The organism is Bradyrhizobium sp. ISRA436 (assembly GCF_029910015.1).
Taxonomy (GTDB): Bacteria; Pseudomonadota; Alphaproteobacteria; order Rhizobiales; family Xanthobacteraceae; genus Bradyrhizobium.
The window spans coordinates 5,216,573-5,243,565 of sequence record NZ_CP094519.1 but is presented as its reverse complement, the minus strand read 5'-3'; the positions used below and the strand labels follow the sequence as shown (position 1 = coordinate 5,243,565).

Here is a 26,993-nt window from a genome sequence, read left to right as displayed (position 1 = left end):
ATCATCAACGCGACGCCGTCATCGCTGATCCCGTAGTCGAGCAACGCCTCAAGGTACTTGATTAGATGCGGTACCCCCGTGATGTAAGGGTAAAGGCCAGGAACTGCTGCGACAACCGGCACACGTGCGTTTCGCGTTGGGGCTGGCCTATGTACCTGAAGAGCGGCGGATCGTGCAGGGATTGTCAGTGCGGGAGAATTTGCGGCTTGGTTTGGTCGCGTCGCCAGAGAAGAGGCGGGAAGCCGAATTGATCGACGAGATCGCGAGCGTATTCCCGCGGCTGGCCGAGCGCCTGGAACAGGAGGCCGTCACCATGTCCGGCGGAGAGCAGCAAATGCTGGCGATCGCACGTGCGATGATCGCAAAGCCCGACTTGATCATGCTTGACGAGCCTTCCGAGGGCATCATGCCGGTGCTGGTCGACGAGATGTTTGCACTGTTTCGCGATATGAAGAAACGGGGGACGACGGTCCTGCTGGTCGAGCAGAATGTCGAACTCGCGCTTGATATCGCCGATCGCGCCTATGTGCTGGATCAGGGGTCTGTGGTGCACCACGCATCGGCGCAGGAGCTGCTCGCCGATCACGAGATCAAGGAGCGGTACTGCTCGGTCTAGAGAGGCTCTCCAAAATCAGAATCATCGCCGCCTAGCTAAGGCGCCTTTTATTCTGCAGCGCTCGCGATCGCTTCAAGCGTTCGATTGGTGACGACAACCTTGATTGCGTCATCCACACGATTCCGCGCATATCTGAGCGCCGTCGGCCGGTCGGCGAGCGGGAACGTATGCATGTGAATCTTGGTCGCGTCGAACCGCTTCGCTGCCATCAGCGCCATCGCGCGGGGGGTCGCACACGGCATGGTGAAGATCACGTGTCCGCGATGTGATCGTCCCGAATGCCGTGCCAGGAATTCTCGCCGGTGCGTTGATGGTGGTCACGCTGTCGCTCGGCGAATTTAACCTGACCTGGATGTTGCACACGCCGCTGACGAAGACATTGCCGATCGGGCTTGCTGACAGCTATGCCTCGATGCAGCTCGAAGTGGCATCCGCCTACACCTTGATCTTCTTCGTGATGATCATTCCGCTCCTGGTTGCGATGCAATTACTGGCCGACAGGGATTACAAGCGATGAGTGCGGCTGGACACGGTGCGTCGGTGCGTATTGAGAGCTGCGGCAAGACCTTCGCTGACGGCACACGCGCTCTTGATCCTGCAACGCTTGACATTGCGCGCGGCGAGACGCTGGTGCTACTGGGGCCGTCCGGCTGCGGCAAGACCACGATGCTGCGCATCATCGCGGGCCTCGAGCTGCCGGATCCTGGTGGTAAGGTCTTGTTTGACGGCAAGGACGTAACGTCTGTCCCGATTGAGCGACGCAATGTCGGGATGGTGTTTCAATCCTACGCCCTGTTCCCCAACATGACGGTGGCGGACAATATCGCCTACGGCTTGAAGATCCGCGGCGTCGCCCGGGAAGAACGCACCAAGCGCGTTGCCGAGCTGGTGGCGCTGACCAACATCACGGGGTTGGAGAACCGCCGCATCGATCAGCTTTCCGGCGGCCAACGTCAGCGTGTCGCGCTGGCTCGTGCGGTCGCAATCCGGCCGGGCATATTGCTGCTGGACGAGCCGTTGACCGCACTTGACGCAGCCTTGCGCGATCGCCTGCGAGGCGAGCTCAATCGGCTGTTGCGGGCGCTCGGGATCACAACGATCTATGTCACGCATGGTCAGGCCGAAGCCATGGAATTGGGTGACCGCATCGTGGTGATGCGGAAAGGTGCGATCGCCCAAATTGGGACGCCGCGCGAGGTCTACTTCGAGCCGAAGGACCGCTTCGTGGCGGAGTTTGTCGGAGCAGCCAACATCATTGAAGCTTTCCTGGAGAAAGGCGAACTGGTTCTGCCCGGTGGGCGATTGCCGATAGGGGATGAAACGGCGACTACGAATGCGACCGTCATGATCCGCCCTGAAACCATCCGTGTGGACGCTGGAGCTGGATTACTCTCCGGCATCATTGACTCCGTCAGCTTCGTCGGCGACCGGCAGCGGCTCGTCGTGAGCGGAGCATCGACCAAGCCGCTCAATGTGGACGCTCTCAACACAGTTCAAGCCAAGGCTGGTGATCGGATCGGACTTTCGATCGCGCCCGAAGCCCTTCGCCTGCTGCCATCCAAGGAATGAGATTATCCATGCCGTCGAAGCCGGTCCTCATCGCCCAGATATCCGACCTTCATATCAAGCCTCCCGGCGCACTGGCCTATGGCCGCGTCGATACCGCGACGGCGCTCGAACGGTGCGTGGCTGCCTTGAGCGCGTTCGAGCCCGCGCCTGATTTCGTGGTCATATCGGGCGATCTTGCGGATACACCGACCGTCGAGGAGTACGATTACCTCAAGCGATTGCTTGCGCCGCTCCGGCTTCAATTTGCCGGCATTCCCGGGAATCACGACTCCCGTGAGATGATGCGAGCCGCATTCCCGGCTGCGCCTTACGTTCATGCAGCCGGCCCGCTCGACCAAAAGATCGACGTGAACGGCCTCGATCTCCTGCTGCTCGATTCAAGCGTATCCGGGAAGCCGCACGGCGCGCTCGAGACGTCCACACTGCAATGGCTCGACGCGACGCTGGCAACGACGCCCGATCGACCGGCGCTGTTATTCCAGCATCACCCGCCGTTCAAGGGGGGGATCTGGCATATGGACCGACAAGACCTCTTCAATGCTGGCGAATTGGCGGGGATCGTCCGGCGCCACCCGCGCGCGCGGCTGATTGCGTGTGGGCACGTTCATCGCGTCATGTTGACCACCTTCGCCGGGATTCCCGCGACGATATGTCCGGCGCCGAACCACGCCGTCGATCTGGACCTCGCACAGCTCCGCGAGCCATCGTTCAAGGTGGAGCCACCGGCGTTTCACATCCACGCCTGGTTTCCAGGCGAGGGTTTCGGACAATTGGTCACGCACCAGGTTCCAATTGGGCGCTTCGACGGCCCGCATCCCTTTTTTGGACCCGATGGCAAACTGCTCTGAGGTCGCTGGGGATGATCAACCTGAGGCCGCAGAGCGCCCGACAGCGGTCCGATCTGACTGCGACATAGCCTCATGCATGTCGCGAAGATCGCGGACCGTCTGGTCCAGGGTCAGTTCCGCATTCCGGATCACGGCAACAAACTTTGCCGTCAGCTCGGAATCGCGCTTGGCGCGGGTCAGTCCGTCGCGGCTCCTTTTCCGGTCGAGCGCGCGTTGGATGGTTATGCCACGCGCCATTCCCATGTCGTCAGCGATCTCCTGATAGGTCATCCAAATCTGCGGCATATTTCACACTCCCTTTTGGAAGGGGAGACTGGCCGATAAACAGCGGGTTGCCTGCGTCGGATACCCGTCGGGACGGTGCTTCAGGGCGCTGTTCTTGGTTAAGCGAATTGCCAAGCCGGGATGGTGGGCACCACTTCGGCCGAGGTACCCTCCGCAGGCGGGGGAAATAGCGGATTTCGGGCGGTCTAGGATGCAAGCTCGTCCTTGGGCGACGATCGCGTGCAGGGATGGTTTCGCCAAGCAAGACGAATGCACGGGCTCGCCCTATCGCGATTGAGCGCCATTCGACCACAATCAAGAGAGTGTTGCATATAAGTATCTATTTTATTCGAAGTTGTACCTTGGATGCTTTTCAGTCCGGCTGGTCCAAAGTGGACCATTTGTTGCCGTAGGGCCCCGGCGGCGCTATAATTAGATTTAATTCATTGATCGATGATTTTGTCGGCGTCCGCTCTGGTGGCGCGCCGATTGTACGCAACCCAATCGTTCTGGATCACAATGACCGGTGCGCCGCCCATAGAAAGAACTGCCGGCGCTCCGTTTTCGAGCAGCAAGCTATCGGTGCTGCGCAAGCATCCTTATTTCGCCGATCTCGAGCCCGATGCCTTCGACCAGCTTTGTCGATACGCCAAGCACGTTACGCTGAAGCGCGGAACGACGATCTTTTCCAAAGGCGATCCGGGCACGAGCCTGATTGCCGTGATCTCCGGCACGGTGAAGATCAGCATCTCGTCGCCGGACGGCCGCAACGCCATTTTGAACCTTATCGAGGCTGGAGAGATATTCGGAGAGATCGCGCTGCTCGATGGGTTGTCGCGGACCGCCGACGCCATTGCCAACACCAATTGCGAGCTGTTTGTCATCGATCGGCGCGAGTTCATCCCGTTCGTCCGCAGCCAACCGTCGCTTGCGATGAAGTTCATCGAATTGCTGTGCGCGAGATTGCGCTGGACCAGCGATCAGGTCGAGCAGGTCATCCTGCAAGACTTGCCCGGCCGTCTCGCCAGCGCGCTGCTGCGCCTGTGCGACAAGCACAAACGTGAGCCGCAGGCGCGGACCATCTCGATTACCCAGCAGGAGATCAGCGAGATGGTCGGCATGACGCGTGAGAGCATCAACAAGCAGCTCCGGGCGTGGGCGACGCGCGGCTGGGTCAGGCTCGAACATGGTGCGATTGTGGTGCTGAAGCCGGGAGCACTGCAGGAACTGGTGGACGCCGGATCGAACGACGGCGATTAGTCGCTTCGGCTGCGCGGTCAGCCCGCGACTCACGAATGGGTGAACTCGATCTGCCTGTGAAACCGTTCACAGTGGCTCCGCGTGCATTGCAGTAAGTGACGTTGCGGGCAGCACACATCGCAATGTGGAGAGATCCATGCGCGGCTCTTTCGACAAGCGGCAGCAGGACGCGCAGAGCAACTACCAGAGCTTCAGCATCAAGCTTGTCGCTGTGCCCATGCTCGTCGTCGTTGCATTGATCGGGATGGTGGTCAGCCATTCGGCGGCAGTCAAATGGATCTCGGACGCGGCACAAGCCGAGTTTGTCGGATCCGACGCCGTGGGCGCCGATACAGCAACCACCATCGCGTCGCCGGCACACATGGCTCAGCCGAGCAAAGAGATCCGGACTGTGGAAGCTCATTGACCATGGAATCCGTCGCCGCGCTGAATCTCGCGACGTCGGTGGATTCGGGTGTTCCGATGGTCCGGCGGTGCCTTGCTACGCGGCGACACCGAGCAGTCATGAAACTGTGTAGCCGTGGGATGCTGGCCTTGATGACGCTCAAGAGCGATGTGCGCGCTCAAAAACAGGTGCGCGCGAACTGCGACAGGGACGCGGGTTGGAAGCAATCGAAACAGAGTATCCGCCGATAGTTGGTGGAATCTTGTTCCACTCACCGCTCCTCCCGAGACGACCCGGCTCCTTAAGTGGAGCCCGGGAGCGTTTTTTTGATGATTTCGCCGCGCGGATCTTGTGATCTCTTTTTTCGTTTTCGCAGATTGTGGCTACCGGACTGGTCGCCAACTGGTACTTCTGCGCAGGCTCAGCTAGCTTCATTCCGGCGCGGCGATCCGCATAAATCGCCGCATATGGGTGCGATGCTGAGCTGAGCGCAGACGGAGACGAGGGCGTCTTTGGGTCCTGAAGGGAGTTTTCACGTGATCGACTATCGCAAGCTGTTTGATCTCTCTGGCAAGACCGCCGTTGTGCTGGGTGCGGCTTCAGGGATCGGCAAATCGTCAGCCGAAGCGCTGGCGTCGCTTGGTGCACGCGTGCTGTGTGCTGACCGGACCCAGGAGGGGGCGGACGCGACCGCGGCAGCAATCCGTGCGCAAGGCGGATTGGCGGCGGCGGCTGGTTGCGATGCGGCTGACCGCGTGGATGTCGAGGCGTTGGCAACAAAGGCGCTCGCGGAACTTCAGCGTGTCGACATCGCCGTCACAACCCCGGGGCTGAATATCCGCAAGACCATTCTCGACTATACCGATGAGGATCTTGATCGTGTCATCAATCTCAACATCAAGGGCACCGTCTGGTTCTTCCAAGCGTTCGGCCGCATCATGGTCAAGCAGCAAGGGGGCAGCCTGATCGCCTGCTCGTCGGTGCGCGCCGTGACCATCGAGCCGGGACTCGCGGTCTACGGATCGACCAAGGCAGCGATCGGGCTGTTGGTGAAGGGCTTTGCGTCCGAAGTCGGGCGTTCGGGCGTCCGGGTCAATGCGATCGCGCCGAGTATTGCGGAGACTGCCCTGACCGGGCCGTTCAAACAGCGTCCCGACATCTATAATCTCTATGCCGGACACACCGTTTTCAATCGCTGGAGCAGCGCCGACGAGGTCGCAACCGCGGTCGCCTATTTGGCCTCGGATGCCGCAAGCTATGTCAGCGGCAGCACGCTGTTCGTTGACGGTGGCTGGACCGCGGTCGATGGACCGCCGACGGGACTGACCCAACTGGCTCGTTAGACCGCCGCATGCTCTAGATCCGTTCTACGACGAAGCTCGCACGGCTGCGGAATTCCCACGCATCGGGTGCCGTCAGCAACGTGATCAGCCGTTGCGCTTGTGGTGTTGCGGATGCGCGCGTAGCGCGGCTGCGTACATGATCGCGGGCCCACACTCTGGCGGCAATGCGCCCGACGGCACCACGCCTTCGGTGCCGATGATCTCGGTCGACTGCGTGCAGCCGAGCGGACGGCGGCATCTGACACAGCCAGGTGCGCATCGCGGTCGCACCGTTTGCAATGACCCTCAACTGGTTGGCGATCTTGCCCGCAATACCGAGGTCCTTGAGAACCTTCGCGACATGAATTCCGGCGGTCGATGCTTTGGTATCGGGCACGAAGCCACTGATCCCGTCCCCCAGACCCCGACTTTAGTCTTGTTTCTTGATTCGATGTCTAGCTGCAACCTGAAGCGGCTGTCGACGACAGACTCTGTCTCGCCCAGCGGAATAATTGACAGGAAGCGGTGTACTCAACTTCGCCATCAAGCGCGGGGATTCATATGAGGAAACGTGTCAGACCATCGCGCCGCGATGTGCTGAAAGGCTCCGGTGCGGTGCTTGCGGGTGCCGCCTTTTCAGCGCGGGTCTTGGCCGCCGCGCCTCCGGCCGAGCCAGTTACGCCAGCGCTGATTGTGGCGGCGACGAAGGAGGGACAGGTCAACTACTACACCTCGACGGATTTGCCGGTCGCCGAGAAGTTGGCAAGGGCGTTCGAGGCGAAATATCCGGGTATCGCCGTACGCGTCGAGCGGACCGGCGCGGAGCGCGTATTCCAGCGCATCGGCCAGGAATACGCCAGCAACATTCACGCCGTGGACGTCGTGAACTCTTCCGACGCCGCACATTTCATCGTCTGGAAGCGGAACGGCATTCTGGCGCCCTACGTCCCCGAAGAGGTCGCAAAGTTCTATCCGGATCAGCACCGCGACGCGGATGGCCAGTTCGCAAGCTTCCGCGTCTGGCTTTCGATCATCGCGTACAACACCAACCTGGTGAAGGCCGAGGAGGCACCAAAGAGCTTTGCCGATCTGCTCGATCCCAAATGGAAGGGCAAGATCGTCAAGGCGCATCCGAGCTACAGCGGCACGATCATGACAGCGACTTACCAAATCCAGCGCGATCTCGGCTGGAGCTATTTCGAGAAGCTGGCAAAGCAGAACATCATGCAGGTCCAGTCTTCGACGGATCCGCCCAAGAAGCTCGATCTGGGCGAGCGAGCGGTGATGGCCGACGGCAATGAGTACAACATCTTCCAGATGAAGGAATCCGGCCGGCCGGTCGAACCGGTCTACGCCACCGAAGGGTCTCCGATCATCGTGGGCCCGAATGGAATCTTCAAGGACTGTCCGCACCCGAATGCTGCGAAGCTGTTTCAGGCGTTCGCGCTGGGGCGCGAGGCGCAGCAACTCAATATTGACATTGGCGGGCTGCGCTCCGTCCATGCGCAGACCCAGGAAAAGGCCGGGCGCAAGCCGCTGAAGGAGATCAAGACGATGAAGGACGATCCCGCCGCGGTGGAGCGGGAAGGGGAAACGATCAAGTCGCGCTACACCCGCATCTTCCACGTCTGACTGTCGTCACCTCGGCCTATGGGACAAATTGATCACCAAAGTGCGGGCCGGGAACCGGAAGTTCTTGCGGGGTGTCGTTGGCCTCGCCGAGGCCAGAACGAAGCACGTCGACGGTCGCAATCAATACTGGCTTATTACTGTTGAAATCAGTCGAAGATTCAGTCGCACGATTTGGCGTTCGCCCCGGGCCAGGGAAAATGCCCTGTAGCCTGTTGGCTGGGTTTGGGAGCGTGGCGTGTCGTCGGGGGTAGTCTGATCGTATCGTCGAAGAAACTTAGCGCAATCGAAAAGCGACGCTTACCTTCGCGAGCGCGCGGCTGTTGATTGGTTCGCCGCGGCTGGCCCTTCGAGAAGTTTTTTCGACGCATGCCAAATTTGGGCTAGGTCTACGGGGAAACGGCTCGCTGGGTTAAGCTGTATCTGCGCCGCCCATCCGCGGGCTTCGACGCATTAGCCCCGCGTCGAAGCCCTTGCGTGTGCGCGCGGATGATCTCTGCACGCTCCAGCTAGCACGTAACCAATTTGCGGATGACAACGTCGGCTATGACTGAAAGGTCGGCGCCTTCGACGCGTGAGTTAGGCGAAATACCTTTGCGTTTTGACCAATATTGGCGACGGGGCAGGCCATCCCACTTGCTCTGGGCAGCACATCCAACAATCTTCGGAAGGTGCCGCAATGTGTGCGGGTTGCCGGTCGAAATGTTCAACGGATTGTTGCAATCCTATGAATAGATTGTCAGTTCTGAACCGAGCGCGTGTGTTGTTCTGCGTGCTGGCCCTTTTGGTCGGTGGATGCGCTGGAATCGTAGAGAATGCTTCGAGTCCCGACCGGTCAGAGGATGCGGCGGTCGCGCCGGTCGTGGTCGAGAAGGCGACGCGAGATTTGACTCTCTCCGAGCGGGCGACGCTTGCCGACGCCTTCTCGGCTGGCCTTAATGATCCAGAGTCCGTAAAGTTCAAGTGGACAAAGATTCCCGTGGTTGCAGATAGGGAGCGGCGTTCGGTTGATTACTGCGGGCAGCTGAGCGCGAAGAACGAGAATGGCGCCTATCGAAGTATGGAGCCATTCCTCGCCACGATTATTGTTGAGAACGGCGCCGTTGTTGGCGGCGCAATTGCTGCTCTCAGCACTGCGAACGGTAACAGCACTCGACAGATTGTCCTCGGTCTCTGTCAGATGAAGGGTCTCGTTCCGTAGCTGGTCAGAGAGCGCTGTCGAAAGGCGGGGTTAAGCACTCGCTGAGCGTCTATCGGCCTAACGACGATGGCCCAAGCTTATGCCGAGCTTTTGAGCCTTTTGGCGTAGTGAACCCTCGGTTCGCTTGGTCAATTTCGCGATTTTCGATACGGGTGTCTTAGCCTTGGAATGAGCGCGAAGCTCTTTGACATCTTCCTTCGTGTATTCGCGACGAAGTGGCTTTTTTGTTTTTGTCTTAGCGGATTTCTTCACGACTGCCTCCGAGTCTCTGGAGAAGAAGCAAAGTCGTATCACATAGCGCCCTCATCAAAACAAGACCCGAGCAACGACAAGATCAGATTGCTCAAACCAGATACCTGAAGGTCTGAACAAATTGTCATCCATCGCTTCGGACTACAGCGCATCATCGTGGAAAGCCTTTGGTATCCGGCGGGCGCGAAGGTGGCACACTCATGTGCGTGATGCAGACCCGCGAGCAACGTACCTGAACCAACCCCAGGTCGTGCGGGTCATCGGAGACGCGTTCGCACGCGTGGCGATTACGAGCCTGCTGACGCGACTTGCAAGCGATCGCACCCCATCCGGGGTGATGATAGCCGAGATCCGACATATGGCCTCTGGGCGGCCGTTAGAAGCCGGAATTTTCCGCCACAGGCCAAACCCGGCCACGTTTGGGTGACGTTTCGATTGCGTACCAAGCCGCGTTCAGACGGTTGGCAAACGATCGGCGAGATTTTCGATCCTATCGCTACTATAAACCCGGACCACTGGGGGGAATTGTCAATATGTGGTAACTTTGACGGTTTACCCGGGGCCGTCGATCGCGCTAACGGGAATGGTTCGGCGACGGGGCGGTGGGACATGCGCGTCCATACATCCTGTCTAATTTGCACCCGCAAAGCCGTCACTCTATAACTGCCATTTAATGGTGTTCCCAAGCAAAGCTAACCTCCGACTACCTCGGCAGCAGGGCAAGGACCTCCACCACGAACCAAGCTGACAAAGCCCCTCGGCGGGCGGCTCATTTCATGTTACCTATTTGGCCATGAACCAGCACGCCAAGGTCGACATCCGCCATTCCACCTGTCCGCATGATTGCCCCTCGGCTTGTGCGCTCGACGTCGAAGTCATCGAAGGCCGCTCGATTGGCCGGATACGAGGCTCCAAACAGCAGACCTATACGGCCGGCGTGGTGTGCGCCAAGGTCGCCCGCTATGCGGAGCGGATTCACCACCCCGAACGACTGATGTATCCGCTGCGCCGGACCGGCCCGAAGGGCTCCGGCCAGTTTGCGCGGATATCATGGGATGACGCGCTGGACGAAATCGCGGCGCGCTTCGATGCTGCGGAGCGCGAGTTTGGTGCCGAATCCGTCTGGCCGTACTATTACGCGGGCACCATGGGGCTTGTGATGCGCGACGGTCTCAACCGTCTTTCGCATGTGAAGAAGTACTCGCGCTTCTATGCCACCATCTGTGCAACCATCGCGCGCATCGGATTTTCGGTGGGGACCGGGAAGATCGCAGGCGTTGACCCCCGCGAGATGGGTGTTTCCGATCTCGTCGTGATCTGGGGCACCAATCCGGTGAACACCCAGGTCAATGTGATGACGCATGCGTCGCGTGCGCGGAAGGAACGTGGTGCGAAGATCGCGGCGGTCGACGTCTACAACAACGAGACGATGAAGCAGGCCGACATCAAGATCCTGCTGCGGCCGGGGACGGATGGCGCCTTCGCTTGCGCTGTCATGCACGTGCTGTTCCGTGAAGGTCTAGCCGATCGCGATTATCTTGCACGCTATACCGATTGCCCGGACGAGCTCGAAGCACACCTGAAGACCCGCACACCGCAATGGGCCTCGGCGATCTCGGGCGTGCCAGTCGAGGAGATCGAGGCGTTTGCACGGACTGTTGGACAGACCAAGCGTTCGTTCTTCCGTCTCGGCTACGGCTTCACGCGTAGCCGCAACGGCGCCGCCCAGATGCACGCTGCGCTCTGCATTCCCGCGGTTACAGGTGCGTGGCAATACGAAGGTGGCGGCGCATTCTTCAACAACGCTGGAATCTGGAGCTTCGACGAATCCATTATCGAGGGGCATGACGCGATCGACCCAACGACGAGGGTGCTGGACCAGTCCAAGATCGGCCGCATCCTGACCGGCGATGCCGAGGCTCTGAAGGGCGGCGGCCCGGTCAAGGCGATGCTGATCCAGAACACCAATCCAATGACGGTCGCGCCGGAGCAGGCGCTGGTGCGGCAAGGATTTGCCCGCGAAGACCTGTTCGTTGCCGTGCATGAGCAGTTCATGACCGAGACCGCGCAGATGGCCGATATCGTGCTGCCGGCGACGATGTTCATGGAGCACGACGACCTCTATTATGGCGGCGGCCACCAGCATATTTCGGTCGGCCCGAAGCTGATCGACCCACCCGGCGAATGCCGTTCCAATCATGAGGTGATGCAAGCGCTCGGCCGCCGCCTGAATGCCGTGCATCCCGGCTTCGACATGAGTGCGCGCGAGCTGATCGACGCGACGCTGAAGAAGAGCGGTCATGGCGATATCGCGACGCTCGAGGCCGAGCTTTGGCGCGATCTGCAGCCTGACTTCCGCACCTCGCACTATCTCGACGGGTTCGCCCATCCCGACAAGAAGTTCCATTTCAAGGTCGATTGGGGCAACGTTCCCGTCGGGTCAGGCGGGCTGATGGGGGCCTGGGAGCGGATGCCTTCGCTGCCGGACCACTGGACGATTATCGAGGAAGCGGACGAGCAGCACCCGTTCCGGCTCGCGACGTCACCGTCGCGCAGTTTCCTCAACACCACCTTCAATGAGACGCCGTCCTCACAGGCCCGCGAGGGTGTGCCGACCGTGATGATCCACCCCGAGGATGCAGCAGCGCTTTCGATCGCCGACGGCGATCCAGTGACCCTCGGCAATATGCGAGGCGAGACCACGCTGACCGCAAAATTGTTCGATGGTGTTCGCCGCGGCGTGCTGATCGCCGAGTCGGTTCATCCGAACAAGGCGCATATCGGGGGGCGCGGCATCAATGTGCTGACCGGGGCCGAGGCCGTCGCGCCTGTCGGCGGGGCCGCGTTCCACGACAACAAGGTCTGGATCAGGAAGGCGTCGGCGCCTGCGTAAATCCTGCTTGCAGTCGATGCCGATCCTGCCGCAAATGTAAGCTGAAAACAGCGTACAGGCAGGAAACATGACCAATAACAGCGTCATTCTCGAAAAGCGCGGGCAGGCATTCTGGATTACCATCAACCGGCCCGACAAGCGGAACGCTCTCAATGCTGACGTGATCGCGGGCGTTGCCAAGGGTTATCGCGACGCGCATGACGACAAGGACGTGCGCGTCATTGTGTTAACTGGAGCGGGCGACAAGGCGTTCTGCGCAGGCGCCGACCTGCAGAACAGCGGCGCCGCGTTCGCGATGGACCACTCACGCCCCAATGTCGACTATGCCGACCTGCTGCGTCTGTCGCAGAACTCGACCAAGCCGGCGATTGCGCGGGTCGGTGGCGTCTGTATGGCGGGCGGGATGGGCCTGTTGTGCATGACCGACATGGCAGTTGCGGCCGATCACGTGATCTTCGGCCTGCCGGAGGTGAAGGTCGGCGTGTTTCCAATGCAGGTGATGAGCCTGCTGCAGTCGATTGCGCCGCCGCGCCTCGTCAATGAATGGGCACTGACCGGCGAACCCTTCGACGCCAGCGCCGCGTGGGCTGCTGGCCTGCTGAATTATGTCGTGCCTGCCGCCGAGCTCGACGCCAAGATCGACTGGCTGATCGGACGCATCGTTGACAAGTCGCCGACTGCTATCCGCCGCGGCAAATACGCCATGCGTGCGATTGCCTCGATGTCGTTTGACGAAAGCATCGCCTACACCGAAAGCCAGATCGCTCTGCTCGCCATGACGGAGGATGCCAAGGAGGGACTCAAGGCATTTTCGGAGAAGCGCAAACCGATCTGGCCGGGGCGGTAGGCGAGCGGCTCTAACCGTCCTTTGGCACGACGGTTGCTCTCTCGCCGGGCTTTGAAGACTAGGTCAGGCAGATCGATTGTTTGGAACGATCGGAGGGGGAGAAAAGAGCGGGTTGGCTCGTTCGAGCTCGCTCCTCCCGGCGTTTCTTGGCGGCCGCGATCAGCTGCTTCCGGGTGCGTTTGGCATAAATAGGCAGTTGTTGTTTCGAGCGATGGCGCCCCGCTGCCCGTAACTCGGCATCTGTGAGATCGCTATCAGCACCCTCCGTGAAGCCACCGTGGCGAAACGAAGTAAAAGAGAGCTCGTTTCGAAGTCCGGATGCTGCGATTATCTTTTTGACGACGCGCCGCAGGTAACGCAGATCCTTTCGTTCGGTGATCCATGGGAGCGGGACAGGCGACCTTCGATGTGCATGATCACGCCGAAAGGCCAGTCCCGACACGGCCGTCTCTTTGATCGCGTCGAGTTCCCTCATCAACTCGGGGAAAAGAGGATCGTCGGCCTCGTCGAAAAGAGGCCACCAGGCTTCTTCGCCGTTCTTCGGATGCACGATCCTCACGCTGTTCGGCCGTTCCTTCGGCCGATAGTGTGCGATTTCGAAGGCACCGAACACATGTTCCTCGCGCTGCAACCACTCCCAGGACAGCAACGCCGCTGTTCCGATTGAGTGATATCCGAGCCTCTTCGCAGCTCTCCTGAACGCGACAAGCTCCTCCCAGGTTGCCGTGGGCGTCTCACGCACGGGGCAGCCGGGCGCGCGGGACTTTAGCCCCATCCGCGAGAATGGGTTGATCGCCGGCACCTTCGCCTCTTGAGCGCGCTGGCCAACAAACCAGGCTCGCCTGCACGCTGTCATGGCTGCATTTGCAAAGCGCCGACGCTCGCGCTTGACGATGTTTCCGGTTGCGTCTTTGCGTTCTACGACGAGCAACTTTGCATAGACCGCGTCGACAAACCCCTTGCTGAAATCCGCAATCTGTTTGGAGCCTGCGCGGCTGCCATCCTTCAGCTCGTGGTTAGCGAAGAGCGCCAGGCCCTGCGCGTATAATCTTTGTGTCTTGAAGTCGATTTCTTTCCATTTCTGATGCGCTTTGAAAATGCAGACAAGCCAATCGAAAGTGCCGAGCACTGGAGAAGCCGGAGCCATGTCGCTTAATCCTCTGGAACGCCAGCTGTCGAAGGCGGGCAATAGGACATTCTCGGCACGATCTGCGGCAGCCGCAAAGTCCTCTCCTAATGCTTCGGCTTTGACGGGGCAGCCCTCTTTGCGGGCCCAGGTCGGTGGTTCGAAAAAGTATGCCAATCGACCAGACTTCAACGGCTTTTGCCGACAGTAGCGGGGAAGCTTCAAAGCAGGGCCGGGCATTCTCATACAAGTGCGGTCAAATCTTCACATTCCGATCTATCTGGATTCAAAACTCTGCTGGGCGCTGTGAAGTGATCGATCGCTGCCTTGGACCAGACTGGCTGTCGAGTGCGCCCCGTCCCGCGATAGCCGGTTGGCGGTGGCGCCTCTCCGCGCGCCACGGCGCGTACGAGTTCGCCTGTGTCGCGATAATCAAGGTAGGCTGCGGTCATGTCGGCCCGCATGAGTGCTGGCCATGCGCTGATAGGCGGATAGCGGGCGGGAAGAGCGGTACGGGATGCCATGAGTGCCAGCTCGCGCGTCAATGGGTCAGTGGAGCGTGACAAGAGAGGCTCGATCTTCGAGAGCATCTCTCCTCGGCCAAGGCTTTCCAAAGCACCGATCCGGATAGCTCGACTCGCGCTCGGTGTCCTTTGTATCCGTTGTCAGCATGCTTCCATACTTTCTAGCCAAACGAACGCTCGAATCCGAGCACGAGAAAGCGGCAGAGAGAAAGGGGCACTAACAACTGGTGCGGGAATCGGCTGGCCTGGAGTGCAAATAAGCGGAGCGTAGCGATCGGCCGGACCATGCGGCACAACTGCGTGGAAGCGCGGCGGCAGCAATTATCAGATGGGTTGAGCTGTCATCGCTCCAGATGATCACAAACGTGTGTGACACATCGTCAAGCAATGCGGCTACCCAACCGTGGGCACATTGCGGGCGGCGCCTATGTTCGTCCGCTCGTCGAGAGTCATATGATTCTAGTCAGCTATCAACGCTCATTCCGACAGGTCTGTCGTTTACCTCACGTCGCAACCACAATAAGTCTTCCTTTTGTCGGAATAGCAAACATCGCTTGGGTATGGCTGTCTCCTGGAGCTGGACCCATAGGTCCAAAATAGTTGGTTGGGTGACGGTTGGCTAAAGAGAGACAGAGGCTTGAGCAACCGGGCGCCTGTGAAGTGTGCAGGCAAGTGCCCCGACCACGAAACCTACCGAAGAGTTGGCGGGGCCACTATCGGTCAATAAGGCTATTGCATCGACGCGAAAGAATGGGCGTCTTCCTGACGGACCGGGCTGTCGGCTACGCTGAAACCCCGACTTCGCCGGGTTTTCACCCTTCGGGCTTCCATCCCTGACGCGAGCGGTGCGGTTTCCAGTGTTCCTGATGGGTGGGTGGCAGAGCGGTTGGGAAGCCGCCTCTCATAACGAGTGAGAGTGCAGGCCGGTCTGGCCGTGACGGGTTGGAAGCAGCGAGAGAGTCTCGCGGCGCCCGTCGCGGAGACCTGCGATGTCCAAACATCATCCTCGAGCGCGCACCGGCGAGGACCGGGCGAGCGTCTATAGCGAAATCACCGACAAGATCATCGCCGAACTGGAGGCCGGCCATGTTCCCTGGGTCCAGCCGTGGGAGAACGTGGCGACCAAGGCGCCGCTGGGTATGCCGAAGAACGCCGCGTCAAGTCGGCAATACAGCGGCATCAATGTCCTGATCCTCTGGGCCGCGGCGATCGAGCGCGGATTCGCGGGCCACGTATGGCTCACCTTCCGTCAGGCACTCGCGCTCGGCGACCATGTCCGCAAAGGTGAACGCGGCACAACTGTCGTCTATGCCGATCGATTCGTCCCGGCTGACGAAAAACGCCGTGCGTACGAGGTCGGCGAGGAGGCGCAAGCCATTCCATTCTTGAAACGCTTTACCGTCTTCAATACCGATCAATGCGATGGACTGTCTGGGGAGATTGTGAACGCTGCGCGACCCTCGCTACCCGGCATGATTGAACCGACGGTCGAGGCGCTCATCAAGGCGACCAGGATCGATTTTCGCATCGGCGGCAACCGTGCCTTCTATGCGCCGACTGAGGATTATGTCCAGGTACCGCCCCCAGCGGCCTATTTTGAACCCATCAATTGGCACCGCACTGCACTCCACGAACTGGGCCACGCGAGCGGTCATCCCTCGCGCCTCAACCGCGACCTGGACGGCTCGTACGGCACGAAGAAGTACGCCTTTGAGGAATTGATTGCCGAACTCTGTGCCGCGTTCTGCTGCGCATCGCTCGGTATCGTGCCCACCGTGCGCCATGCCGACTATATCGGCTCGTGGCTCGAAGTCCTGCGCGAGGATAACCGGGCCATCCTGCGAGCGGCGTCGCAGGCGGGCAAGGCCGCTGATTATCTGCTCGGCTTCCTTCCTGAAATGTCTCTAGCCGTATCGGCCGACGCCGTCAGCGCAGATGAGCCGACGTGATGAGACCGGACCCGAGAAAGAGGGCTGCGTGAAGTGCCATGACGGGTTGGATGTCGAGAGAGAGGCTTTCGGTCGCCCGTCGTGGAGAACTCAGATGACAAAAACGGTTCAAAACAGAGCGCCATCCCCGTCCCGTGACATTGCCGAAGACGGGGGGCTGCGTGATGCTTCCGAACTGGCACATCGTCTCGCGCGTCAGGCCGAGGCGGTGTGTCGACACTATCTGTCCAACGGTCGGCGCCAGGGGCGTTATTGGGTGGTTGGAGACAGTAGAAATACGCCGGGTCGCTCGCTGTTTGTGCGCTTGAACGAATCGCTCAAGGGGCCCGCGGGCAAGTGGACGGATGCTGCGACCGGCGAACATGGTGACCTTCTCGACATCATTCGGGGAAGCTGCGGGTTGGTCAATTTCCGCGATGTGGCCGAAGAGGCGCGGCGGTTCCTGAGCATGCTCAGGCCCGTTCCCCGACCGACAGCGGGGCCAGGCCGTGGGCCAGCGCAAACCGGATCTGTGGAGGCCGCACGTCGGCTGTTTGCCATGTCGCAGCCGATCAGTCGGACCGTCGCCCAAGTCTATTTGCGGCGCCGCGGTATCACATCCGTCCATGACGAAGGCGCGTTGCGTTTTCGCGCGAACTGCTACTATCGGCCTAATGATGTCTCACCGACCCAAGTCTGGCCTGCGATGATCGCTCGCGTTACCGATCTCGAGGGTCGAATCACTGGCGTACACCGCACTTGGCTTCACCCGTCGGGACGCAGCAAGGCACCCGTCGATACGCCACGACGCGCATTGGGCGACCTTTTAGGCAACGCAGTTCGCTTTGGGCCAGCTAATGACGTGATGGCAGCGGGTGAGGGCATCGAGACCATGCTTTCGCTTCGCTTTGTTCTGCCGACCCTGCCGATGGTAGCAGCCCTTTCGGCCAATCACCTTGCCGGCATCCTGCTCCCGCCGTCGCTGCGGCGGCTCTATATCGCTCGCGATGCGGACGCAGCCGGAAGGGCCGCAGCGATGATCTTGACGACCCGCGCAGAAGCCGCTGGCATCGAGGCGCTCACTTTGTCGCCCAGCATCGACGACTTCAACGCCGATCTGCGCACGCTGGCTCCTGAAGAATTTCGCGCGGGGGTGCTCGAGCAGCTCGTTCCAGAGGACGCCGTCCGCTTCTTTCCTTTGGTAGCCACCGATTCGGGATAGAGGCGGTCAGCTCGATCGCGATCTCGTGCTGGCCAGTCGAAACGAGGTCAGTGTTGCCGAATGGAGTCGCGCCCCCGGCCTTCTAGAGGGCGATCGAACGGCAAGCGGTCCGGCCCCGGCAATGGCTGCGTCCGGCTATTTTCCGCGGCCCTGCGGGCCTTTGCATCGCGAAGCAAAATAGCCGGTCTTCACCATCCTCCGCGTCGCTCCGGCCCGTCGGCTTGCGCCTCCGGGTTCTGGTCCGTTTCGCCCGCCGTCTGGTGATCGCCACGAAGGCCGCGATGGGCGCGGCCGATCTGGCAAGGACCTCTCACCATGACGACCGACCATGACGATACCGAGTTCGTAGCGCAGCACGTCTCATCACCGACCGATCACGTGCTCAGCGAGATTCAGCTTTACGGTCACCGTCCCTTCAATGACGAGCCCGATCCAAGGCCGTTGCCCGACGCTAAGGCCATCACCGGAGCTATCGCTGATATCTTCGACGCGTTCGTGGCGACGCTGAGCGATACCCGCCTCGAACCCGACCTGGAAGATCTGCTTTGGTCGACCGTCAATCTATTCCACCGCGCCATCGGCCGAATCGAACGCGAACTCGACGACAATGTGCAGGCGCAGCAGAAGAGCCAGCGCGAGCAGAATGGATCGGAGGTACGATCGGTCGAGCTCGAAAGGCTGACCGTCGAAGGGATCACGTTGATCGAACGCCGCAACACCATGGAGCTGTTCCGCGACCTGGCCAGCGAGCAATTCGAACTTCATACCGGCTCGCTCTGGCGTCCCCGTTCCGGATCATTGGTCAACCATCGCACAGTCACTGCAGCGATGATCGACAGCCGCGACTTCCTAGCCGCCAGGCATCGCGCAGACACTGAGGCGATGCTGCCATCGGGACCCAAGATCGCCCTTACCGGCGGCCTCGATTTCAACGACGTTTCGCTCGTCTGGAACCGACTCGACAAGGTCCACACGAAGTATCCCGACATGGTGCTGCTTCACGGCGGCTCGCCGAAAGGTGCTGAATTGATCGCTGCAAAATGGGCCAGCAATCGCAAGGTATCGCAGATCACCTTCAAACCGGACTGGACGAAGCATGCCAAGGCTGCACCATTCAAGCGCAACGACGCCATGCTGGCAGTCATGCCGACGGGAGTCATGTGCTTTCCGGGGACCGGCATACAGGATAACCTCGCCGACAAGGCGAAGAAACTCGGCATTCCGGTCTGGAAATTCGGCAAAGACGGCGCGTGAGCGCCGTCTTACTCAACTCTAGCCGAAAATCGGCTTTTCTGGCTGACCTTTGCTCTCGCGATATATGTGCCCTCTCATTCTTCGCTGCAGTTATGATTCTCTCCATGAGAGACCCGCCTCGACGCTGTAGACGAGGTCTTTCTTTGCCAGCGCCAGATCGAGAGCCGCTCGGATCGAAATGTCGAGCTGAATAGAGAGTTTCTTCGCAAGCCGCGCCTCCGAATCCAATTTGATGTACCATCAGTTACTCTTCGGTTTGGCCGAACGAATCTGCGTATAATTGTTCAATCTTTGAGACCTCGTCCTCCGTAAGCGCAGCGAATTCATCCTCTCTTGCGCGCTTGGACAGCTTGCCGTGATTTTGTCTGAGGAAGCCGAATAGATTGTTCAGAATCCGCTCCGGCATGTCGATCATGTTCTCGATGCCGGCGCGGAACATATCGAAGCTGACAAGGAAGCTGGTTTCGTTCGGAAGATCTCGCTCAATCGTCTGACGCACGCAGGCGTACAGAAACTCCGCGTGCGGCGTCGCATCGAAGAATCGGTAGAAATCTGCCGTATCGTTGAGAACCCTGACGTTACCCCTTGGCGTTGCCTCCCACTGGATGCAGGAAAGCAGCCTGCCCGAATAGCTCGCAAGCACGCTCTTGTACTCGGCGATCCGATCGAGGATGGCCGAGGACACAGGAAAATGCACGCCCGCCGGGTTGAACCCGCGACGAGCGAGAACATGATGCATCAGATAGCGATGAATGCGCCCGTTGCCGTCCTCAAACGGGTGGATATAGACGAACCCGAATGCGAGCACGGCCGCCGCAATAACGGCATCGAGGTCGTTCTCGGCGCTGTGGTCGAAAGCGATCAATCCGGCCATGAGCGAAGCGATGTCTTCATGTCGCGCGCTGATATGGTCCGGAATGGGGCGTTGCGTGTCGCGGTCGTGCTCGCCGACGAAGCCGCCATCTTTGCGGAAGCCGAGCTTGACGAAACGCTCGTCCCCGATCAGGAGGCGCTGCAGGCGATGAAATTCCTGCTCGTCGAGCGGTGCGCGACCAGCTTCGCCAATAGCGCGGCCCCAACGCTGGATTCGATCCTGCGGCGGCCTTTCGCCTTCTATCACGTAGCTGGACTTCGAGTCCTTCAGCAGAAGAAAGGCGGCAGTGCGGGCGAGCAGATCCTTCGGCACTTGGCTCACGACGGTGCGCGCGCGCTCTTTCCAGTCCTGCGCGATGAATTCGTTCAGCGCAGATGTCTTAAAGACGAGCGGACAAAATTCCGGCGTGCCGGGAAGGTTGTTGCGGACGCGATGCCGGGCCGAATTCTGCCCCGCGCCTGCGAACTGGATGTCGGTGTCGACAGCATCCACATACGAGACCTTGTCCGCGGCAGGCAGCCTCAGCTCATGGCCAAGCAGCCATTCGTACAAGAACCAGATGCGGCGCGTGTAGACCCCTGTAGGCTTCTGCCGCACAATTTCGGCGACGTCTTCGTCCTTGACGGCGAGGAAAAGCCGCTTCAGGAGGGCGAGGTCCAAGCCCTCGTATTTGAGCGCAAAGGTCAGATGCCCCTCAAGCGAGGCCTCGGGCACGTGGCGCGGCGTATAGATGTGCCAATGGTCCTTTTCGACAATGCGGTGCTTGGTGCCGATCGCCGAAAGGGTCCGGGGAACCGGGACAGGCAGATTATAGGCGTCGATCAGGGCGGCGTAGCCGACCGGAACCGCTGTCTCGGGGAGCCGTCGGTCGTGAAAAACGCTCACTTGTCCTGAAAATCGTGCGTGGGCGCTGGAGCTCATGAAAAATACTCCCGATTCCTGAATTTTCCTCGCTGAAAGCTCCAAAACCATCAAAGTCTGAGTATCCCACGAAAAATAATCCAAAATAGTGATTTTTGTGAAAATTATTCACTAGCTGCTCCTCCGCTTGCCAATCGGGCGATCCAGTCTCCCGCTGGAACAGGCCATTGGCCGGCGATGCCAGCCTGCCGCAGGTGCGCTGCTCTCCGAAGGCGTCATCTCCAGAGCAGCCACTCCCCTGGAGTTTGAAGACGGCCAGATCGAAAGAACATGCCGACATATTTCCACGACCGCGGTTGTGCCGGCGGCCCTTGCGGCACCGTCACTGCGACCCGACGACAACCCGGCGGAGATCCGCATAGGTCCGCGGCAGGCCAGGGGAACGCTGTGTCGCGCTGGTCAATCAGCAGCAAGCGATTGAGATCGGATGCCTTGTTCGTGTGATGACTGCGAGTATCGAGATCGCCTTCTGGCGATCAACTCCGGCTTTGCCTTCGATCCCGTACGCGCGAATGCGATTGGGTTCGCTGGCGTTTGCCGAGGTGCGCCTTCCTTGCCGTTAATGCGCCACCGTCAGCATATGTCCGATCTCCAGCCTGAGTCCTTGTGCTGTGTCGGTGTCGGCCGCCATGGTTGCCTCCGTCAGTTCGTTCATGGCGCGCGTCCAACGCAACCTCGAATGGGCTGATCAGGCCCGAGGGACGGCCAAGGCCTCGATCGCCTTCCCGCAACGGCTGCGCCTGCTTTTTTCCCCTGCCGCGAAGAGGCGGCATTCCTCGCGGGAAGACAAAAAAGCAGGCTTGTCGCCGTCCTCCGCTGGCGCTGCGGGCCTGAAGGCTGCGGGCCGATCGCTCCCCGGGCCAAGGATCGCCATCGAGGCCGCGATGGGCGCGGCCCGAGCAACCAACGGAGACTACCATGGCTACTATCGGCACCTTCACCGCTTCGGACAACGGCTACATCGGCTTCATCAAGACGCTGACGCTGAACATCAAGGCGAGGTTCGCCGCATCCGAGAAGGACAACGACAAGGCGCCCGACTACCGCATCTTCGCCGGTGTGACCGAGTTCGGTGCCGCCTGGAAGAAGACCGCCCGCGACAGCGATCGCGAATACCTCTCGGTCAAGCTCGACGATCCGAGCTTTCCAGCCCCGATCTACGCCTCGCTGGTGAAGGTCGAAGGCGACGAGGGCTTCACCCTGATCTGGTCCCGCCGCAACGGCGACTGATCGCTGGCGATCATCAGCCCCGCCTCCTCGGAGGCGGGGCTTTTTTGCGTGTGTGCCGAGTATGAACGACAGCTTGGAGGTGGAAGTCCTCTATCCAGCCTGATGACGGCGAAGGATTAGCGGAGCGCAAGGGCGCCATCGCGAGGTGGGGTCTGAAGACAGCGTGGAGCAAAACCGCGGCCCGATGGACAAGAACCGGATAACGAGGCCTACCCGGCCGGACGAGCGAGCACGTGATCGCGAAGTCCATGGTCATCAAGGGTCGGGGTGGTAAATCCGGCGGGCGTGCGGCGAAGGCGGTCGATCTTACCTCGGGAGGTCTGTGCTGTGTCCCGGTAACGGGACTGAGAGCATCGCAAGGTGCCCTGACCGCAGCGCAGAAGTCAGCCGAGGGCATAGTAGGCGGCGGCGCGCCGCCGAAGGCCCGAACGGTGGAAGTGGTCAGTAGAGCGGTGATCTCGCGCGAGCCATGCGGCAGAAGAATCAGATCGAGCTGAACTCGGGCACCGGAGCGGAGGGTGAAGCCCAAAGCGCCGCCGCCCGAGCGACCGAAGCGAGCGCGGCGAAGGCCAGTCTCGAACGCCCGGCGGTCGCTGGGCCGTCGATGAAAGCAGTGGTCGAGCGTGAGAACCTGAAGAAAGCGTTGGCGCAAGTGAAGCGCAACAAGGGGGCGGCGGGCGTCGATGGGATGACCGTCGGTGAGCTGCCGGCCCACCTGAAGGAGCACCGGCTCTCGATCCGTGCCCAGTTGCTTGACGGCACCTACAAGCCACAGCCGGTGCGGCGGGTGGAGATAGCGAAGGCGTCGGGTGGCCTGCGACCGCTCGGCATCCCGATGTCGTGCGCATAGTGCACCTTATGCAGTTTGCGTTCGGGATGATGGAATGAGGCGGACCGAGTTGGCGACCCAGTCTCGTAGGCGTCGATCTGACTCGTCGTCGATTGTGATCGCATAGGGGGTATTCGGTTTGCGCCGCCGTGCGGTAACGACGCCGCGACTGAGCCAGTAATAGACGACCGACGGACTGACGGCATATCTCTTGCTGACCTGATGAACGCTGAGGCCTTCTGGCGGTCGCGGAGCCGGGATGCGGTGTTTGTAACGTATCCATTTTATCGTCTCCAGGGAGTGCGGCTTCCCCGTTGAACTCAGTCGGCAGCAAGACCCTCGGGATTGCCAGCTTCTACCTCCGGGCTGTCTGCATGAACCGCAATCTGTGGGGCGTGGAGAACTTCGAGGAGATCACGATCCGGCATTCCAAATTTGCGGCTCAACGGTTCGCGCACGAAGCCGCACCTGCGTTGACCAGCTTTGCCAATTCCTCGCCCGCGCCGTTCGTCGCCGGGGTCAGGGCGGCACGGGAGCGGATTGTTGCACGGACGGACGAGGACAGGGAGGCCTTCCTCCGCAAAGGCGGGTTTTCCAAATCCGAGACCACGAAGATCATCGAAACCGTTTTGGGCGAAGAAAATCGCAAGCCGGAAAGCATCTTTGATTTCGTGCAGGGCATTACCGCGTTTGCTCGCGGAAAGGCTCATCAGGACACGCGCCTCGAACTGGAGGGCAAAGCAAAGCGCTTGATGGAACGGGCCATCTGATGACATGAGCCGCGCAATCGGGAACGGTTGTGCGGTCTCGCTTCCAAGCCCATCGCCGCCAATCCGGCAAGCCGGATCGGCGGCGATGACGCGTATCCGCGTCCGGCGCTCGCCGGGCCTTCGGCCCGGCTCGCGGAAGGTCAGGATCGAACCTTGGACACCTTCTCCTCAAGCAGATCTGCAGGCCGGACCTCCAACGCTTGGGCAATCTGCCAGACGGTGAGCAATGTCGCGTTTTGCAGCCCTCGCTCCATGCTGCTTACGAAGGCCCGATCAACGCCCATGCGTTCCGCCACTGCCTCTTGGCTCAAGCCAAGGGCCAGTCGAAATCGACGCGCGTTCGCTCCAAAGACCTTGCGAATATCCATCCGCAGGATAGGAAGCAATCGCGTATTTTTGCGCTACGTGTTATAATACGCGGAGCTTGGGTGTTGAGGTCACGAACGGAGCTTCGATTGCTGAAATGTGGGGAACGCGGCTTCTTGAACCATCGCCCGGACGGGTGGCATGCCATATGCTACAATAGGGAACTGTTCGTAGCCGGCAAGGCTCGCGCGTCGCGATTTGATTTTCGGTCACGCGTATATTGTAGTCTCTGATGTCGAAGCCGCCGCTAGATCCTGACGTCGCGGATGTCGCCCCGAACGAACCGGCGCTGACGGCCTATGACGAACAGCATGTTGTCACGTACATTCGCCTTCTGCAGGCGGAGGGTGAGGGGGCGGACTGGCGGGAGGTCGCTCGAATCGTCTTACACGTCGATCCGGAGCGAGAGCCGGAAGGGGCACAGATAGCATATCAGAGTCATCTTGCGCGCGCAAAATGGCTGACCGAGCAGGGGCGCCTTTTACGCGGCGCCGGCTCAAAATAGAAGAAAATCGCCGACTAGAGACTTGTAGCCAAAACGATTTTCTCCCGCTAACGAGTGGTCATTCTCGTGCACCACGTGGTGCCAAACTAGGGGCTTCCTACAACTGCCTCGTTCATAACTATTGCGCCGCAATCGTTGTTAGCTGCGTGCAATGGGGCGGAAGCAATGCCTGAATTCGACTGGCGATCGCCGGATTCGTTCAAGAGCCTAGAGAATGCAGACATCACTCACATCGCCTGGGAAGGCCTTCGTATGAACGTGGACTACCAACGCGACTACCAAACAATGATTGCGAGCAGCCCCGATGGCGAAGTGACCGAGGAATTCAGGAGGAGGTGGGGCATCTGCTTTCGCCCATGACCCGCAAAAGTCCTCCGAGGAACAGGCAATCTTTTGGACACCTGAGGTTCTGGCGTCCGTTATCCCGGTGACAATCGCCCCGGCTGTTCCTCACAAGTCAGCGTCTCAGCCGCTACTCGACTTTACTGCCGGACAGGTGTGCCGCGCCGCCGACGGTTGGCACGTGGTGCTGCACATCGGCTCGGTGGAGCATCGCATCTGGTCGAAACAGCCGCTGACCGCAGGCACTCACTATGCGGCTGAGTTGCCGCTTGACCGCGATTTCAAAGCGCGTGCCCACGCTGCCACCCGGCTGTGGCGCGCGATGAACGGGCGCGCGCCAGGGCCTGCCTTTCATCGCTTGCCCAAACGGCGGCGCGAACGATTATGCGCAGCCCTTCGCGCGGTCGCCGCGTATTTAGCCGGCGCGACTTATCGGAGCATCGCAGAGGCTCTGTTCGGGGAAAGGCGCATACCGGATCGCGCCTGGAAAACACACGATCTGCGCAGCAGAATCATCCGCCTCGTGCAAAGCGGCCTCGCGCTGGTGCGCGGAGGCTATCGCAAACTTCTGCGGCCCGAGCGCAGGGACGAGTAGCGCCCTCCCAAGGGGTGCCGAAAATCGACCCCCCAATATTCGGCATCCCCCTCCGAGAACTTGCTTCTCCATAATGACCGCACACACGCCGACGCCGCCATCCGCGGTGCGCTGTCATCCTGGAGTTCCCAAATGCCCGATCCGATGGCCGGTCTACCCCCGCGCTTCCTGCGCACGCCGGAAGCCGCGCGCTATCTTGGCCTTTCCGGTCGCACGCTGGAAAAGCACCGTACATACGGTACCGGACCGACGTATCGGAAGATTGGCGGACGTGTCGTCTACGCACTGGATGACCTGAAAGCATGGGCCGACCTCGGCGCCAAGACGTCGACGTCCGACCCCGGGAAGGGGACCGTGCTGCCAGCCAAGAAGCAGCCGGTCCTGCGCCCGTATGCGGGCCAGGAACGTCGCTGATCACCGCGTGAGGGCAATGACCATGCGGCGCCGAAACCATTCCGAGCGCGAGCAGCTTGAGCTCTTCCGGGCGCTACCCGGCGATCTTGCGCCCCGCGACGCGCAGGATCTGATGGCTTATCCATTCTTCTCGCTCGCAAAGACTAGGCGGATCGTGCTGATCGATTTCCGCACGGGCGCAATCGCAATTAGCGTTGAAGCCATGCCAGAGGACGGGATGGCGACCATTTGGTATGCAGATGTCCTGATCTGGGCGGCCTCTCAAATTGTTGAAGCACGTGACGCAGGCTTGAGGACCTTGCGCCTGATGGCTGCAACGCCGTACGAGATTCTGACGTTTGCCGGGCGCGGCACGAGCGCGCGGGACTACGATCGGCTGAAGGCTGGTCTCGACCGCTTGCAGTCAACGGCAGTGCTGACCTCGATCCGTCACCCGACAGAGCGGCGACGGCACCGTTTCTCATGGATTAACGAGCGGAAAGAAACGGTCGATGCAAACGGGCGCCCATTCGGGATCGAATTGATCCTGCCGGATTGGTTCTATGTAGGCGTCATAGATGACGCGCTCGTGCCCACGATCGATCGCGCCTATTTCGATCTGACGGGCGGAATTGAGCACTGGCTTTACCGGCTCGTGCGCAAGCACGGCGGCCGCCAGGACGGTGGCTGGAGTTCTGACCTTGCCAAGTCCGGCGTCCTCTCGCCGCTCAAGCATTTTGCCTACGACATCCGCCAAATTGTCGGCGGGCAGACACTGCCAGGCTATGACCTCGCGCTCACCCTCGATCCGAACGGCGCCGAACGACTGAATTCCCCACCCACTCTTGTCGAGCCGCTCACTGCAAGACTGCGCACGCGCCATCTCATTCCAAACTCGGAGGACAACCTGTGAATCAGCTCGTGCTATCGGGGACCACATCCTCATGCTATCAGGGACCAGAATCGGGCTTAAGCCCTTGTTTCTCGGCAGTTTGCAGCCCCTCTAACTTTAGCCAGAAATCCTTCGG

At 60.4% G+C, this 26,993-nt stretch carries 26 protein-coding genes and 3 pseudogenes; 22 read left to right on the top strand and 7 right to left on the bottom strand.

Translation table 11 applies throughout. The features are described 5' to 3' along the window. Positions 1-94: 94 nt before the first annotated feature. Positions 95-616, top strand: a pseudogene (locus MTX23_RS24625) (ATP-binding cassette domain-containing protein); the annotation flags it as partial. A 47-nt stretch (positions 617-663) separates the two neighbouring features. Here MTX23_RS24625 and MTX23_RS24620 read toward each other — a convergent pair. Continuing rightward, positions 664-870 carry a hypothetical protein gene (locus MTX23_RS24620; RefSeq protein ID WP_280972752.1) on the bottom strand — a complete coding sequence of 69 codons (207 nt, stop codon included), beginning with the start codon at positions 868-870 and terminating at the stop codon, positions 664-666. An 8-nt stretch (positions 871-878) separates the two neighbouring features. On the opposite strand from MTX23_RS24620, the pseudogene MTX23_RS24615 reads away from it, so the two are divergent. The 3 genes and pseudogenes from MTX23_RS24615 to MTX23_RS24605 form a co-directional block, all read left to right on the top strand. Then, positions 879-1,133, top strand: a pseudogene (locus MTX23_RS24615) (ABC transporter permease); the annotation flags it as partial. Further along, positions 1,130-2,185, top strand: a complete 1,056-nt coding sequence (locus MTX23_RS24610; RefSeq protein WP_280972751.1) for an ABC transporter ATP-binding protein — start codon at positions 1,130-1,132, stop codon at positions 2,183-2,185. The pseudogene MTX23_RS24615 and the gene MTX23_RS24610, both read left to right, overlap by 4 nt. An 8-nt stretch (positions 2,186-2,193) precedes the next feature. Further along, positions 2,194-3,033, top strand: a complete 840-nt coding sequence (locus MTX23_RS24605) for a phosphodiesterase (RefSeq protein ID WP_280972750.1) — start codon at positions 2,194-2,196, stop codon at positions 3,031-3,033. A gap of 15 nt (positions 3,034-3,048) precedes the next feature. On the opposite strand, the gene MTX23_RS24600 is transcribed toward MTX23_RS24605, so the two are convergent. Further along, positions 3,049-3,303, bottom strand: coding sequence for a hypothetical protein (locus MTX23_RS24600; RefSeq protein ID WP_280972749.1), 255 nt, complete (start codon positions 3,301-3,303; stop codon positions 3,049-3,051). 513 nt (positions 3,304-3,816) lie between these two features. Here MTX23_RS24600 and MTX23_RS24595 point away from each other — a divergent pair. The 3 genes from MTX23_RS24595 to MTX23_RS24585 all read left to right on the top strand — a co-directional run bounded on the left by MTX23_RS24595 (position 3,817) and on the right by MTX23_RS24585 (position 6,285). Beyond that, positions 3,817-4,557 carry a Crp/Fnr family transcriptional regulator gene (locus tag MTX23_RS24595; protein WP_280978172.1) on the top strand — a complete coding sequence of 247 codons (741 nt, stop codon included), beginning with the start codon at positions 3,817-3,819 and terminating at the stop codon, positions 4,555-4,557. Between the two features lie 136 nt (positions 4,558-4,693). Continuing rightward, positions 4,694-4,963, top strand: coding sequence for a hypothetical protein (locus tag MTX23_RS24590; RefSeq protein WP_280972748.1), 270 nt, complete (start codon positions 4,694-4,696; stop codon positions 4,961-4,963). 515 nt (positions 4,964-5,478) lie between these two features. Continuing rightward, positions 5,479-6,285, top strand: coding sequence for an SDR family oxidoreductase (locus MTX23_RS24585; protein WP_280972747.1), 807 nt, complete (start codon positions 5,479-5,481; stop codon positions 6,283-6,285). A gap of 13 nt (positions 6,286-6,298) precedes the next feature. Here MTX23_RS24585 and MTX23_RS24580 read toward each other — a convergent pair whose 3' ends face one another. Next, complete coding sequence (locus MTX23_RS24580) at positions 6,299-6,661, bottom strand: hypothetical protein (protein ID WP_280972746.1); 363 nt, start codon at positions 6,659-6,661, stop codon at positions 6,299-6,301. Positions 6,662-6,825: 164 nt separating this feature from the next. Between MTX23_RS24580 and MTX23_RS24575 the strand changes: the two genes are divergently transcribed. Both MTX23_RS24575 and MTX23_RS24570 read left to right on the top strand, forming a co-directional pair. Further along, positions 6,826-7,896, top strand: a complete 1,071-nt coding sequence (locus MTX23_RS24575; RefSeq protein WP_280972745.1) for a substrate-binding domain-containing protein — start codon at positions 6,826-6,828, stop codon at positions 7,894-7,896. A 760-nt stretch (positions 7,897-8,656) separates the two neighbouring features. Further along, a complete protein-coding gene (locus MTX23_RS24570) occupies positions 8,657-9,094 on the top strand; it encodes a hypothetical protein (RefSeq protein WP_280972744.1) in 438 nt (145 codons plus the stop codon). 57 nt (positions 9,095-9,151) lie between these two features. On the opposite strand, the gene MTX23_RS24565 is transcribed toward MTX23_RS24570, so the two are convergent. Beyond that, on the bottom strand, positions 9,152-9,346 hold the full coding sequence (locus MTX23_RS24565) for a hypothetical protein (protein ID WP_280972743.1): 195 nt from the start codon (positions 9,344-9,346) through the stop codon (positions 9,152-9,154). Positions 9,347-10,139: 793 nt separating this feature from the next. On the opposite strand from MTX23_RS24565, the gene MTX23_RS24560 reads away from it, so the two are divergent. Beyond that, the gene (locus MTX23_RS24560) at positions 10,140-12,239 is read left to right on the top strand and encodes a molybdopterin oxidoreductase family protein (RefSeq protein WP_280972742.1); all 2,100 of its coding nucleotides are present in this window, start codon (positions 10,140-10,142) and stop codon (positions 12,237-12,239) included. Positions 12,240-12,306: 67 nt separating this feature from the next. Next, a complete protein-coding gene (locus MTX23_RS24555) occupies positions 12,307-13,086 on the top strand; it encodes an enoyl-CoA hydratase/isomerase family protein (RefSeq protein WP_280972741.1) in 780 nt (259 codons plus the stop codon). Positions 13,087-13,144: 58 nt separating this feature from the next. Here MTX23_RS24555 and MTX23_RS24550 read toward each other — a convergent pair whose 3' ends face one another. Continuing rightward, a complete protein-coding gene (locus MTX23_RS24550; RefSeq protein WP_280972740.1) occupies positions 13,145-14,389 on the bottom strand; it encodes a hypothetical protein in 1,245 nt (414 codons plus the stop codon). A 1,336-nt stretch (positions 14,390-15,725) separates the two neighbouring features. Between MTX23_RS24550 and MTX23_RS24545 the strand changes: the two genes are divergently transcribed. The 3 genes from MTX23_RS24545 to MTX23_RS24535 all read left to right on the top strand — a co-directional run bounded on the left by MTX23_RS24545 (position 15,726) and on the right by MTX23_RS24535 (position 19,140). Next, the gene (locus MTX23_RS24545) at positions 15,726-16,685 is read left to right on the top strand and encodes a zincin-like metallopeptidase domain-containing protein (RefSeq protein ID WP_280972739.1); all 960 of its coding nucleotides are present in this window, start codon (positions 15,726-15,728) and stop codon (positions 16,683-16,685) included. Positions 16,686-16,779: 94 nt separating this feature from the next. Continuing rightward, entirely contained in the window at positions 16,780-17,886 is a 1,107-nt protein-coding gene (locus MTX23_RS24540; RefSeq protein ID WP_280972738.1) for a toprim domain-containing protein, read from the top strand. Positions 17,887-18,201: 315 nt separating this feature from the next. Then, positions 18,202-19,140, top strand: coding sequence for a DUF2493 domain-containing protein (locus MTX23_RS24535; RefSeq protein ID WP_280972736.1), 939 nt, complete (start codon positions 18,202-18,204; stop codon positions 19,138-19,140). Between the two features lie 244 nt (positions 19,141-19,384). Here MTX23_RS24535 and MTX23_RS24530 read toward each other — a convergent pair whose 3' ends face one another. Further along, positions 19,385-20,935, bottom strand: coding sequence for a Fic family protein (locus MTX23_RS24530; protein WP_280972734.1), 1,551 nt, complete (start codon positions 20,933-20,935; stop codon positions 19,385-19,387). A 918-nt stretch (positions 20,936-21,853) separates the two neighbouring features. Between MTX23_RS24530 and MTX23_RS24525 the strand changes: the two genes are divergently transcribed. From MTX23_RS24525 to MTX23_RS24515, 3 genes and pseudogenes are all read left to right on the top strand, one after another. Continuing rightward, the gene (locus MTX23_RS24525; protein WP_280972733.1) at positions 21,854-22,165 is read left to right on the top strand and encodes a DUF736 domain-containing protein; all 312 of its coding nucleotides are present in this window, start codon (positions 21,854-21,856) and stop codon (positions 22,163-22,165) included. A 469-nt stretch (positions 22,166-22,634) separates the two neighbouring features. Beyond that, entirely contained in the window at positions 22,635-23,015 is a 381-nt protein-coding gene (locus MTX23_RS24520) for a hypothetical protein (RefSeq protein ID WP_280972732.1), read from the top strand. Positions 23,016-23,317: 302 nt separating this feature from the next. Beyond that, positions 23,318-23,764 (top strand): annotated as a pseudogene (locus MTX23_RS24515) (DUF932 domain-containing protein); the annotation flags it as partial. A gap of 140 nt (positions 23,765-23,904) precedes the next feature. On the opposite strand, the gene MTX23_RS24510 reads toward MTX23_RS24515, so the two are convergent. Next, a complete protein-coding gene (locus MTX23_RS24510) occupies positions 23,905-24,132 on the bottom strand; it encodes a helix-turn-helix transcriptional regulator (RefSeq protein WP_280972731.1) in 228 nt (75 codons plus the stop codon). Between the two features lie 230 nt (positions 24,133-24,362). Between MTX23_RS24510 and MTX23_RS24505 the strand changes: the two genes are divergently transcribed. From MTX23_RS24505 to MTX23_RS24485, 5 genes are all read left to right on the top strand, one after another. Beyond that, a complete protein-coding gene (locus MTX23_RS24505) occupies positions 24,363-24,635 on the top strand; it encodes a DUF2285 domain-containing protein (RefSeq protein WP_280972730.1) in 273 nt (90 codons plus the stop codon). 165 nt (positions 24,636-24,800) lie between these two features. Then, complete coding sequence (locus MTX23_RS24500) at positions 24,801-24,995, top strand: DUF6499 domain-containing protein (RefSeq protein ID WP_280972729.1); 195 nt, start codon at positions 24,801-24,803, stop codon at positions 24,993-24,995. A gap of 163 nt (positions 24,996-25,158) precedes the next feature. After that, positions 25,159-25,572 (top strand): DUF2285 domain-containing protein, encoded by a 414-nt coding sequence (locus tag MTX23_RS24495; RefSeq protein WP_280972728.1) that lies wholly within the window; start codon positions 25,159-25,161, stop codon positions 25,570-25,572. A gap of 132 nt (positions 25,573-25,704) precedes the next feature. Further along, entirely contained in the window at positions 25,705-25,986 is a 282-nt protein-coding gene (locus tag MTX23_RS24490) for a helix-turn-helix domain-containing protein (protein ID WP_009734055.1), read from the top strand. A gap of 22 nt (positions 25,987-26,008) precedes the next feature. After that, positions 26,009-26,878 (top strand): replication initiator protein A, encoded by an 870-nt coding sequence (locus tag MTX23_RS24485; protein ID WP_280978171.1) that lies wholly within the window; start codon positions 26,009-26,011, stop codon positions 26,876-26,878. Positions 26,879-26,993: the final 115 nt, after the last annotated feature.

Excerpts from the sequence above, each read along its gene's own strand:
- MTX23_RS24610 (WP_280972751.1), top strand. The coding sequence starts at position 1,130 with ATGAGTGCGGCTGGACACGGTGCGTCGGTGCGTATTGAGAGCTGCGGC.
- MTX23_RS24605 (WP_280972750.1), top strand. The coding sequence starts at position 2,194 with ATGCCGTCGAAGCCGGTCCTCATCGCCCAGATATCCGACCTTCATATC.
- MTX23_RS24600 (WP_280972749.1), bottom strand. The coding sequence starts at position 3,303 with ATGACCTATCAGGAGATCGCTGACGACATGGGAATGGCGCGTGGCATA.
- MTX23_RS24595 (WP_280978172.1), top strand. The coding sequence starts at position 3,817 with ATGACCGGTGCGCCGCCCATAGAAAGAACTGCCGGCGCTCCGTTTTCG.
- MTX23_RS24590 (WP_280972748.1), top strand. The coding sequence starts at position 4,694 with ATGCGCGGCTCTTTCGACAAGCGGCAGCAGGACGCGCAGAGCAACTAC.
- MTX23_RS24575 (WP_280972745.1), top strand. The coding sequence starts at position 6,826 with ATGAGGAAACGTGTCAGACCATCGCGCCGCGATGTGCTGAAAGGCTCC.
- MTX23_RS24560 (WP_280972742.1), top strand. The coding sequence starts at position 10,140 with ATGAACCAGCACGCCAAGGTCGACATCCGCCATTCCACCTGTCCGCAT.
- MTX23_RS24555 (WP_280972741.1), top strand. The coding sequence starts at position 12,307 with ATGACCAATAACAGCGTCATTCTCGAAAAGCGCGGGCAGGCATTCTGG.
- MTX23_RS24545 (WP_280972739.1), top strand. The coding sequence starts at position 15,726 with ATGTCCAAACATCATCCTCGAGCGCGCACCGGCGAGGACCGGGCGAGC.
- MTX23_RS24540 (WP_280972738.1), top strand. The coding sequence starts at position 16,780 with ATGACAAAAACGGTTCAAAACAGAGCGCCATCCCCGTCCCGTGACATT.
- MTX23_RS24535 (WP_280972736.1), top strand. The coding sequence starts at position 18,202 with ATGACGACCGACCATGACGATACCGAGTTCGTAGCGCAGCACGTCTCA.
- MTX23_RS24530 (WP_280972734.1), bottom strand. The coding sequence starts at position 20,935 with ATGAGCTCCAGCGCCCACGCACGATTTTCAGGACAAGTGAGCGTTTTT.
- MTX23_RS24525 (WP_280972733.1), top strand. The coding sequence starts at position 21,854 with ATGGCTACTATCGGCACCTTCACCGCTTCGGACAACGGCTACATCGGC.
- MTX23_RS24520 (WP_280972732.1), top strand. The coding sequence starts at position 22,635 with ATGCGGCAGAAGAATCAGATCGAGCTGAACTCGGGCACCGGAGCGGAG.
- MTX23_RS24510 (WP_280972731.1), bottom strand. The coding sequence starts at position 24,132 with ATGGATATTCGCAAGGTCTTTGGAGCGAACGCGCGTCGATTTCGACTG.
- MTX23_RS24505 (WP_280972730.1), top strand. The coding sequence starts at position 24,363 with ATGTCGAAGCCGCCGCTAGATCCTGACGTCGCGGATGTCGCCCCGAAC.
- MTX23_RS24500 (WP_280972729.1), top strand. The coding sequence starts at position 24,801 with ATGCCTGAATTCGACTGGCGATCGCCGGATTCGTTCAAGAGCCTAGAG.
- MTX23_RS24490 (WP_009734055.1), top strand. The coding sequence starts at position 25,705 with ATGCCCGATCCGATGGCCGGTCTACCCCCGCGCTTCCTGCGCACGCCG.
- MTX23_RS24485 (WP_280978171.1), top strand. The coding sequence starts at position 26,009 with ATGCGGCGCCGAAACCATTCCGAGCGCGAGCAGCTTGAGCTCTTCCGG.